This is a genomic window from Mesorhizobium sp. CNPSo 4670, assembly GCF_057784235.1.
Genome location: NZ_JBWJFQ010000031.1, coordinates 61,121 through 71,287 on the forward strand (window position 1 = coordinate 61,121; position 10,167 = coordinate 71,287).

8 protein-coding genes and 1 pseudogene are annotated in these 10,167 nt (G+C 61.0%); 5 read left to right on the plus strand and 4 right to left on the minus strand.

Features of this window, described 5'->3' with window-relative positions:
* The first annotated feature begins 74 nt into the window (after positions 1-74).
* From AC0ZT5_RS32930 to AC0ZT5_RS32950, 5 genes are read left to right on the plus strand one after another with little or no spacing between them, the layout of a single operon-like run.
* Positions 75-1,586, plus strand: a complete 1,512-nt coding sequence (locus tag AC0ZT5_RS32930; RefSeq protein WP_488499829.1) for a sugar ABC transporter ATP-binding protein — start codon at positions 75-77, stop codon at positions 1,584-1,586.
* Positions 1,579-2,553: an ABC transporter permease gene (locus AC0ZT5_RS32935; RefSeq protein WP_488499830.1), complete on the plus strand. Its 975-nt coding sequence runs from the start codon at positions 1,579-1,581 to the stop codon at positions 2,551-2,553. Before AC0ZT5_RS32930 ends, AC0ZT5_RS32935 begins: the two co-directional genes overlap by 8 nt.
* 10 nt (positions 2,554-2,563) lie before the next feature.
* Complete coding sequence (araD, locus tag AC0ZT5_RS32940; RefSeq protein ID WP_488499831.1) at positions 2,564-3,274, plus strand: L-ribulose-5-phosphate 4-epimerase AraD; 711 nt, start codon at positions 2,564-2,566, stop codon at positions 3,272-3,274.
* Positions 3,271-4,893: a ribulokinase gene (locus AC0ZT5_RS32945; protein WP_488499832.1), complete on the plus strand. Its 1,623-nt coding sequence runs from the start codon at positions 3,271-3,273 to the stop codon at positions 4,891-4,893. Before araD ends, AC0ZT5_RS32945 begins: the two co-directional genes overlap by 4 nt.
* A gap of 52 nt (positions 4,894-4,945) precedes the next feature.
* Positions 4,946-5,872 carry a LysR substrate-binding domain-containing protein gene (locus AC0ZT5_RS32950; RefSeq protein WP_488499833.1) on the plus strand — a complete coding sequence of 309 codons (927 nt, stop codon included), beginning with the start codon at positions 4,946-4,948 and terminating at the stop codon, positions 5,870-5,872.
* 119 nt (positions 5,873-5,991) lie between these two features.
* Here the strand turns inward: AC0ZT5_RS32950 and AC0ZT5_RS32955 are convergent, their stop codons facing one another.
* The 4 genes and pseudogenes from AC0ZT5_RS32955 to AC0ZT5_RS32970 form a co-directional block, all read right to left on the minus strand.
* Positions 5,992-6,594 (minus strand): hypothetical protein, encoded by a 603-nt coding sequence (locus AC0ZT5_RS32955; RefSeq protein WP_488499834.1) that lies wholly within the window; start codon positions 6,592-6,594, stop codon positions 5,992-5,994.
* Between the two features lie 46 nt (positions 6,595-6,640).
* The gene (locus AC0ZT5_RS32960) at positions 6,641-7,861 is read right to left on the minus strand and encodes an ATP-binding protein (RefSeq protein ID WP_488499835.1); all 1,221 of its coding nucleotides are present in this window, start codon (positions 7,859-7,861) and stop codon (positions 6,641-6,643) included.
* A gap of 477 nt (positions 7,862-8,338) precedes the next feature.
* Entirely contained in the window at positions 8,339-9,454 is a 1,116-nt protein-coding gene (ald, locus tag AC0ZT5_RS32965; RefSeq protein ID WP_477238139.1) for an alanine dehydrogenase, read from the minus strand.
* 369 nt (positions 9,455-9,823) lie between these two features.
* Positions 9,824-10,167: pseudogene (locus tag AC0ZT5_RS32970) on the minus strand (hypothetical protein); the annotation flags it as partial.

Sequence of the window (10,167 nt, forward strand, 5' to 3'; positions counted from 1 at the left end):
CGCTCAGTCGCGGCCCTTTTCTAAGGGCCGCGTATGCCAAGGAGATCGAAATGATCCAGAGTCCGCTGCTTGAAATGAAGGGGATCGGCAAGCGCTTCGGCAACACGGTCGCGCTTCGTGACATCGACCTTGTGCTCAACGCGGGCGAGGTGCTCGGTCTGGTTGGCGAAAACGGCGCGGGCAAATCCAGCCTCATGAAAATTCTGGCGGGCGCTTATTCGCGCGATTCAGGTGCCATCTCGGTCCGCGGCAGGGAGGTCGAACTCGACAATCCCAAGGCGGGGGCAGACGCGGGCATTGCCATCATCTACCAGGAACTCAGCCTGTTCCCAGACTTCGACGCCGCCCAGAACATCTTCGCCGGCCGTGAGCTGCGCAACCGGGACTTCGCGCTCGCCCCGCTGGATCATGGGCGTATGCGCAGCGAGGCGCGTCGTATTCTCCATGACGATCTCGCCGCAGACGTTCCCATCGATCGCCCAGTCCGCGAACTGACCCTTTCCGACCGACAGATGATCGAGATCGCGAAAGCCATCAGCAGCAACGCCGACATCATCATCATGGACGAGCCGACCGAGGCGCTCGAGGAAGTCGAGCGGAAAAAGCTCATCGCCACGATCAAGCGGCTGCAGGGCTCGGGCAAGGCGATCATCTATGTTTCCCACCGCATCAAGGAGCTTCTTGGGATCTGCAGTCGCGTCATGGTCCTGCGCGACGGCCGAACCGTCGCCGACCTTCCGGTCGCCGATCTCGACGTCGACAAAGTAGTCAACGCCATGATCGGCGGCGCTCTCTCAAAGCAGTTTCCTCCCCGCGTCCCTGCGAGGTCCGACCCCTCGCTGGAAGTGCGCGGCCTGTCGAAGAGAGGCGCCTTCGAGGACATCTCGTTCGCGCTCTCCAAGGGTGAAATTTTCGGTATCGCGGGACTGGAGGGATCGGGCAAGAGCGCGTTGCTTCGCGCCCTTTTTGGCCAGCGGCCATGCGATAGCGGCGCCATCAAAATCGACGGCAGGGACGTCCGGATAGCGGACACAACGGACGCAATCCGGAAACGTTTTGCCTTCCTGCCGGCGGAGCGGAAGGCCGAAGGGATCTTCACCCAGCACTCGGTGGCCTGGAACCTCTCGATCGCCAACCTTGGCGCCCTGGGCAAGGTCACCTTGCTTCCGTCCAGGGAGAAGGATGTCGCTGGACACTACATCGCGAAGCTCGGCGTTAAATGCGACGGCGCGCATGCCGATATTGAGTCACTGAGCGGCGGAAACCAGCAGAAAGTTATGCTGGCCAGATGGCTCCTTACTGAGCCCAGGCTCCTGTTGCTCGAGGAGCCGACCAGGGGCGTCGATGTGAGGGCCAAATCCGAGGTCTATACGCTCATCCAGGCGGCCGCCAACGACGGATGCAGTGTCATCATCGTGTCCGCCGACAACGCCGAACTGCTCGGGCTGTGCCACCGCGTGGCAGTCATGTTCGAAGGGGCCATCACCGCCCTGCTGGACGCGGCTACGTCGAGGGAAGAAACGCTGGCGCTTCATTCCGTCCGGCCGCCGGAAGCTCGTCATCCAGTGGGAGTCATCAATGGCTGAAGTTGCACTCATGCGCCGACGATTCACTCTGAAGCTTGGGCGTGCCAATGGCAACGCGGGCGTCTACATCGCTTTCGTTGTCCTGCTGATCGCACTTGGTTTCGCCGCCCCGCGATTTTTCACTTTCGGAAACCTGACGGACGTGCTGCGTCAGGCCGTTCCGATCGCCGTCATAGCGTTCGGTGCGACCTTCGTCATTGGCATGCGAGGCATCGATCTTTCGGTCGGCTCCACTCTGGCCTTGACGGGACTTGCGACCGCCAACCTCGTCGTGCTCGCATATCCAATCTCGGTTGCGTGTCTTGCCGGTCTTGGCGTGGGAGCGTTAATCGGGTTGGTCAATGGGCTTTTGATTACCAAGGTCGGTGTCACCGACTTCATCGCGACGATGGCGATCATGGTCATCAGCCGCGGCGTGGTGATGGTCTACACCCAGGGTATCCCCATCACGGGGGCTTCAGATCCGGCGTTTCGATCGATCGGTCAGGGCTATCTCGGTGGTATCCCGGTCCCGGTGATCCTGACCGTCGTCGTGTTCGCGGCTGCTTACTATCTGCTCTACTACACCCGTTTCGGCCGCTTCGTGCTGTCCATCGGCAGCAACCCGGACGCCGCTCGTCTGGTCGGGATTCCGACCGACACCATCAAGATCATGGTCTATGTGCTGGTTGGCGTCCTGTCGTCCTGCGCCGGCATAATGCTCACCTCGCGGCTCGAGGCAGCGATGCCGGAGGCGGGACAGGGCTATGAGCTCGACGTCATCGCAGCCGTCGTGATCGGTGGCACCGGGCTCTCCGGCGGCCGCGCGACGCTGGTCGGCACCGCAGTCGGGGCGGTCCTGATGGCGGTCGTGCGAAACGCGCTCAACCTGCTGAACGTCAACACGTTCTGGCACCAGGTGGTCATCGGCACCATCATCTTGATGGCGGTCGCTGCCGACCGGTTCAACCGCAGTCGCAGGGCCTGAGGTGGGTAACGTGAAATATTCTGAACTGCGTAAATCCGTTTTTGACGCCAATTTCGAACTCTACGAGAGCGGTCTTGTAATCTCTACTTTCGGCAATGTCAGCGCCATTGATCGACTCGAAGGGGTGGTTGCGATTAAGCCCAGCGGCGTCTCCTACAAGGCGATGAGCGTCGGCGACATTGTGGTTGCCGACCTCGATGGCAACATAGTCGACGGCGACCTGCGGCCATCGTCCGACATCGACACTCATCTCGAACTCTATAGGCACTTCAGACCCATTGGCGCCGTTGTCCACACACATTCCTTCTTTGCCACGGCATGGGCCCAGTCCGGCCAGCCGATCCCGCCCATGGGGACCACCCATGCAGACTATTTCAAGGGCACGATCCCCGTCACGCGCCAGCTGACCGATGGCGAAATATGTCATGACTACGTCCGCAACACCGGTCGCGTCATCGTCGAGGCCTTGGGCAACAACGATCCGATGTCGATTCCAGCCGCGCTCGTCAACGATCACGGTCCTTTCTGTTGGGGCATCGATGCCGCGGACGCCGTCCACCACGCCGCAATGCTCGAGGCAGTCGCCCGCATAGCGTTCCATTCGCGCCAGATCAGCGACGAGAACTCAGAGATATCGGGCGCACTCCTTGATCGGCATTTCCGGCGCAAGCATGGAGATGGCGCGACATATGGCCAGCCTGGACGAAACAGACGGATATGACGATGTCGATTGTAGCTGGCGTTGACTTTGGCACTTTAAGCGTTCGGGTAACACTCGCCGACACTGAGCATGGCTCGCTGGGGACGGCGATCGCGGAATATCCGCTCGGGCGGCTGCGCTCCGATCCTGACCTGGCCACACAGTCGCATCGCGACCATATGGACGCTTTGGCCCGCGCGATGCGCCTTGCGCTCGCCGACTGCGCGATCGACGGAAGCGAAGTCCGCGCGATCGCCATGGACACGACAGGATCTTCGGTCATCCCGGTCGACAGGAACCTCAACCCCTTGAGCGACTACTATCTGTGGTGCGACCACCGTGCGAAGGCCGAAGCCGAGGAAATCACGGCCACGGCGCACGAAACGCATCTCGAGGCCATTGAATGGTGTGGCGGCACCTATTCGCATGAATGGGGTTTCGCCAAGCTCCTTCACTGGCTTCGTCACAATCCAGACCTGCGTGAACGGTTTGGAACGGCGCTTGAACATTGCGACATGGCCGCCGCCGTGCTGACGGGCGTGACCGACAGCTCGGCCATAGTGCGCAGCGTTTGCGCCATGGGCCACAAATGGATGTGGAATCCGAAATGGGGCGGGCTCCCTTCGCAAGCCTTTCTTTCCCGGGTCGACCCGCTTTTCGACGGGATCCGCGAGAAAATCAGCGGCTCGTATCAGACGTCGGCAAATGTGGCAGGTCGGTTAAGCCCCCTATGGGCCGATAGGCTGGGGTTGACCGCCGGTATTCCGGTTCCGGTTGGAGCCTTCGACGCCCATTGGGACGCGATCGGCGCCGGCTGCAGGCTGGGTGACGTAGTCAATGTGATAGGCACGTCGACATGCATCATCGCCGTCAGTGAACGCGTCAAATTGATACCTGGCGTATGCGGTGTCGTTCCCGGCAGCGCCCACCCGGATCTGGTCGGCGTCGAGGCGGGGCTTTCAGCGACCGGTGACATCTTCGACGCCATCGCCAAGCGCGCCTCAACCTCTGTATCGAAATTGTCAGAGGGGCTGGAGGGGATGGAAGGCGGCAAGACAGGACTGATGCGGTTTGCATGGGACAATGGCGATCGAACCGTCCTGGTGAGGTCCGACCTCGGCGGTATGACCATCGGGTGGCATCTGGGGCACACGGCACAGGATGAACTCTATGCCGCCATCGAGGGCACCGCGTTCCACACCCGCATTATCCTGGAGCGGATGGAAGAACATGGCGTTCCTGTCCACCGTGTCATCAATGGCGGCGGCGTGCCCCAGAAGAACCCTTTGCTGAACCAGATTTATGCGAATGTGCTGGGCAAGCCGATATTGGTTCCTGACGGCCTACCGACAGGCCTGGGCTCGAGCATTTTCGCCAGCCTTGCATCAAGGGATCACAGCAGCATCGAGGCCGCGCAGGCGCAGATGTGCGTTGGCTTCAGAAGGTACGAACCCGATCCTTCGACGCGCGAACGCTATGAGATGCTCTACCAGCTCTATAAGCAGGTCTACATGGGCTTTGGCACGTCGAGCCGCAGCAACTTCTCCCAAGTGCTTGGCGACATCAAACGGATCGCCGTTGGAGAGGAGGTCAGATCCGACATAGGTCATCGTCACCTGCGAAAGTTGGCCGCGATATGACCGCACGGCTGGCCAATAGCGCATCTGGGCGGGTGCCAGGTACGGAGCGGCCATGACGTCGGTCCCATCGATGCGGGCGATCCAGTCGTTCGTTCTGGCCGGCAGGATGGGTTCGTTCCTTGAGGCGGCGCTACGCCTGCAGCTCACCCCTTCCGCCGTCAGCCACCAGATCAGGCTGATGGAAGAGGATCTGGGCGAGAAACTGTTCCACCGGATTGGAAGATCCGTTTCACTGACCGAAGTGGGTGAGCGCTACCACCGGGATCTGGCGGAAGCGCTCTCCATGATTGAGCACGCCACCAGCGAAGTGTCGCGGCGCAACAGTGTCGACGTTCTAAGCGTCGGCTGCGCGCCTAGCCTGGCTTCGCTGTGGCTGATGCCTCGTCTGCCGATGTTTGAGCAGCTTCACCCCTCGATCGAGGTACGGCTGCTTTCCTCGTCGGACCTGTCGAAACTCACGGATGGGTCAGTGGACGTGGACATTTGCTACGGCAGCCCGCCTCGTCTGGGCTCGATCGCGTCAGAGGATTTTCCGCTGGAGACCATCGTCGTTGCCTGCTCGCCCGAGATCGCATCCTCGAACAATTCTATCGTCAAGCCCTCGGACCTGATCGGCCATACTCTGATAAGGTCCGAGCAGACGCCCTACAGCTGGCATCAATGGGCCAAGGACCACAATCTCCAGATCGATCTGACGCGTGGCCCTCGGTTTCGCGACGCCTTCATGTCGATTGCCGCTGCCGTAGAGGGCAGGGGGGTGTGCCTGGAAAGCTTCCGCCTGATTGAGAGGGAGATCGAGAAAGGAAACCTCCTTCTGCCCTTCGGCATGACAGGACCGAATTTGCGCTGTCACTGCCTGACCTATGTGCGATCGAGACTGCGCTCATATAAGATCAGCGCCTTCAGAAGTTGGCTTGAACGCTTGTGGTTGGACGAAAGCGAGGCGGTCGAGATCGAGGCGCGTCGTGGCGCGGGCTAAGCTGCGGCCTCTGCACCGATGCCGCCCAAAAATTCATGGCTGCGTGGCAAGGATAGGCGCCGAGAAACGTAGAAAAGGGCTACGGAGTTAAGCGTCCGGGGCGCAAGCTCCGTCGCGACCTAAGCTTGTTCGCCCTTTCGCGTGATGAATTTAAATTCTGTTTGACCAGCTTTGGCCGACAATTCGAACCATTTCTCACGGTAGTCCGGCATCTCTGCTCGACTTACAGCAATAGCGGAGAGCGCCGAACAATAGGCGATCCCGGCGTGCACTGTTTCGCCGACATAATTGAGAAAGCGCGTTAGATCAGGTGGGTAAGCAAGGTCGGTGTCGCTCTCGAAAACCTTGTGTCGCTCGCCATCGACGAAGGTGTTGATCGCGGTTTCCAGAACCGCGTAGCTCAAAAACGCATCCGCCCCTGCCACTTGCGTAGCGAGCACCGCATTCAGCTCAGGACGCCATTCGATCGCTTTCCGGCAAAGCGCCGGATTAACGTGGCCGACGGCAATGTTTCGCATGTACTTCGCGAATTCGAATCCCCGCCGATGTGTCGAGATGATCTCATTGAGCTCCGGATGATCCTTGTAGACTCCCCGGCTTATCCCCTCCAGGTCGGCGACATTCGCGCACGAAACGAGCAATTGCTTTAATAGGATCAAACGGATGGCGTGATCTTCCGGCCCGGCTTCCAGCGCCCTTATCCGCAGCAACAAGATCGCCATGTGCGAGCCGCGCGGAGATTGCAATTTGAATGAAGTCCATAACGCCTTAGCCCCACAAGTAGGATAGCGGCGCGGCGGCCAGCTTGTTGCCGAACGGGACAACGTCCGAGCTATCGTAAAGTACGACGCCGAAGGCGAACCGGTCCCCGCACGCTTCGGCTAACGCCCGCAGACCCGTGAAATCACCGGCTTTGACCGTCGCGCTCGCCTTGACCTCGATGCCTGCGATCATCCCGTCGTCGCGTTCCAGCACGATGTCCACCTCGCGCCCGTCCCGATCCCGAAAATGGTGCGGCGTCAGCCGCAGGTCCGAGGCCGTCATCAGCTTCAGAACCTCCGCGAACACGAAGCTTTCGAGCAGCGCGCCGAACGTGCCGCGATCCGCCTTGACCCTATCGAAGGAAAGACCGCGCACAGTCGCCAGCAGGCCGGAATCGAGGAAGTGCAGCTTCGGCGTCTTGACGATGCGCTTCAGCGCATTGGTGAACCATGGTTGCACCGTCGTGATCAGGAACACCTGCTCAAGCAGGCCGACATAACGCTGCCCCGTCTTGTGGCTGACGTTGATGCCGGCGCCGAACTGCGAATAGTTGACCAACTGGCCGGAGTGCTCGGCCAGCAGCCTTACGAATCTCGGAAGCTCGGTCAGCTTCTCCACGTCGGCGATATCCCTCAAATCGCGCGTAAGGATCGAGGTGAGATAGGATCGGGACCAGTCCTGCCGCCGGCGCTCGCTGTCGCGACTGATCGCTTCGGGGAAACCGCCGAGCAGGACAAGCTGGACAAGATCGTCGCCAAGGATTGCCTCCCGCTGGCTCCGGAGCGTTCCTGCGAAGAGATGCGCCAGGAAAGTCGGCGTCCGGCCTTCAACCTCGGCCCGTGCGAGCGGCAGCATCTGGAGGGTCTCCATCCGGCCGGCCAGGCTGTCGGCGACTCGCGGCAAGGTCAGGACGTTCGCTGAGCCGGTCAGCAGGAAGCGACCCGGCCGATAGTCCTCGTCGACCGTCTTCTTGATGGCAAGCAGCAGGTCAGGGGCCCGCTGGATTTCGTCGATGATGGCCCGGTCGAGGCCGCGGATGAAGCCGGCGGGATCGGATTGAGCGGCCTCAAGGACCGTCTGGTCATCAAGCGTGATATAGGTCCGCCCGGCTTCTCCCATTTTTCGGACGAGCGTGGTCTTGCCGGCGCGGCGCGGGCCTACGATCAGGACCACCGGCGTATCAGAAAGGGCTTCCTCCGCCCGTCGCTCCACAAACCGCTCGAACATGCCGTCTCCGAATCCGGAAGATTGGAACTATTGGCCTCGGCTGATTGGGAGTCAATGGCCCGCCAATTGGAAGTGACGGGACCGCGATTTGGAAGGCCTACAGGGGGAAGCGTTCCCCCTGGTCGCCGCCGCGGTCGCCGACGCACCCCCTTCTGCGGGGAGATCCCCGCAACACCCCCTTTTAGAGTGGGAGGACATACTCAACTCTCAAAGCCTCAGCCAGTCGATTGCTGCGCCCTTGTCCGCTGTGCCTTTCCGGAAGTTGCTTACGCAGTGCTTACGCGGAAAAATCCCGGCTTTGGGTGATCTGCTGAGGCTAACCTAACAACCTGACTCTACGCGTCTTTCCTCATCATACTCAAAAAACACAGCACCCTTGACACGAGCCTTCGGAGGGAAGACGCCACTCACCAATTTGTCCAAAAAAAGCCCACCGGGATGAACCGGCGGGCTGACGGAGGAAATATTGAAGTCGAATCAGGCGGCGAGCACGGCCTTCGGTTCTACCAGCTCGTAGCCGAGCGCTTCGGCGACAGCGCGGTTGGTGATCTTGCCCCTGTGGACGTTGAGACCGTTGCGCAAATGATGGTCGTCAACAAGCGCCTTCAGGCCCTTGTCGGCCAACTGCAGGCCGTAATGCAGCGTCGCGTTGTTGAGCGCGTGCGCCGAAGTGACCGGCACGGCGCCAGGCATGTTGGCGACGCAGTAATGGATGACGCCATCGACCTCGTAGGTCGGATCGGCATGGGTGGTGGCGTGCGAGGTCTCGAAGCAGCCGCCCTGATCGATGGCGACGTCGACCAGCACCGAGCCCTTCTTCATGCCCGACAGCATTTCGCGGGTTACCAGCTTGGGTGCCGCCGCGCCCGGGATGAGCACGGCGCCGACGACGATGTCGGCGGAGAAGCATTCTTCTTCCAGCGCCTCGACAGTGGAATAACGGGTGTGGACACGGCCGGCAAAGAGGTCGTCGAGCTGGCGCAGGCGCGGGATTGAACGGTCGATGATGGTGACGTCGGCGCCAAGGCCGGCGGCCATGCGGGCGGCATGCAGGCCGACGACGCCGCCGCCGAGCACAGTGACTTTGCCGGGTAGCACGCCGGGCACGCCGCCGAGCAGCACGCCGCGGCCGCCATTGGCCTTCTGCAGCGCCGTGGCGCCGGCCTGGATCGACAGGCGGCCGGCGACCTCCGACATCGGCGCCAAGAGCGGCAGGCCGCCGCGGTCGTCGGTCACGGTCTCATAGGCGATTGCCGTGACGCCGGAGGCGAGCAGGCCCTTGGTCTGCTCGGGATCGGGAGCCAGGTGCAGATAGGTGTAGAGGATCTGGCCGTCGCGCAGCTGCGCCCATTCATTGGGCTGCGGCTCCTTGACCTTGACGATCATGTCCGACTTGGCGAACACGTCGGCGGCGGTCTTGGCTATGGTGGCGCCGGCGGCGCGGTAGGCGTTGTCATCGGCGCCGATGCCGGCGCCGGCGCCGGTCTCGACCAGCACCTCATGGCCGTGCGCGACATATTCGCGAACAGAGCCCGGCGTGAGGCCGACGCGGTATTCGTGGTTCTTGATTTCCTTGGGGCAGCCGACACGCATTTTTTTCTCCTGATCCGGGCCCTTTTGGGCTCACTCCCTGTATCGTCGGAGTGAACCATGAATCGGCTCGCAAGTGTTTGCGAATGCGCTTGTGTGAGATCATGCGTTTCGACAATCGTTGCGCGAAATCGCAGGATATTCGCAGGAGTCACGAAATATGCCGCTCGACAGGATCGATATCGCTATTCTGGAGACCTTTTAGAGGGGCGGTTGGTCGGACCTGAAGACCATGGTTCGAATGATGGCTTGGCACAAAACGAGTGTCGTGGGACGCTGCTGGAAAACCGACTGCCATCAATATCCTGCTGCCACATGGTCGCGCGCCATGCGCGGTGACACCTGGCGGTCCTCCCCCCGCTCGGCAGGGCGCTATCTGCAAAGCGCTGGATAGACTTGATTGCTGCTCGGTCGCATTAAGGCTTGTTGAGATTCGGGATTCCCCCTGAGCCTGGATTGTGATTCAAGCTTTGGATGGAACGATTTGTGCTGACGGACGCCCAATGGGCGAAGATGGAACCGCATTGCCTGGGTAAGCCAAGCGATCCCGGACGAAGTGGCGGTGACAATCGCCGCTTCATCGAAGCCTTGCTTTGGATCGTGCGGACAGGAAGTCCGTGGCGTGACCTTCCAGCCTTCTTCGGGAGCTGGAACACCGTTTTTAAGCGCTACCGCGATTGGGTCAAAGCCGATGTTTTCGTTCGGCTTTTCGAAGC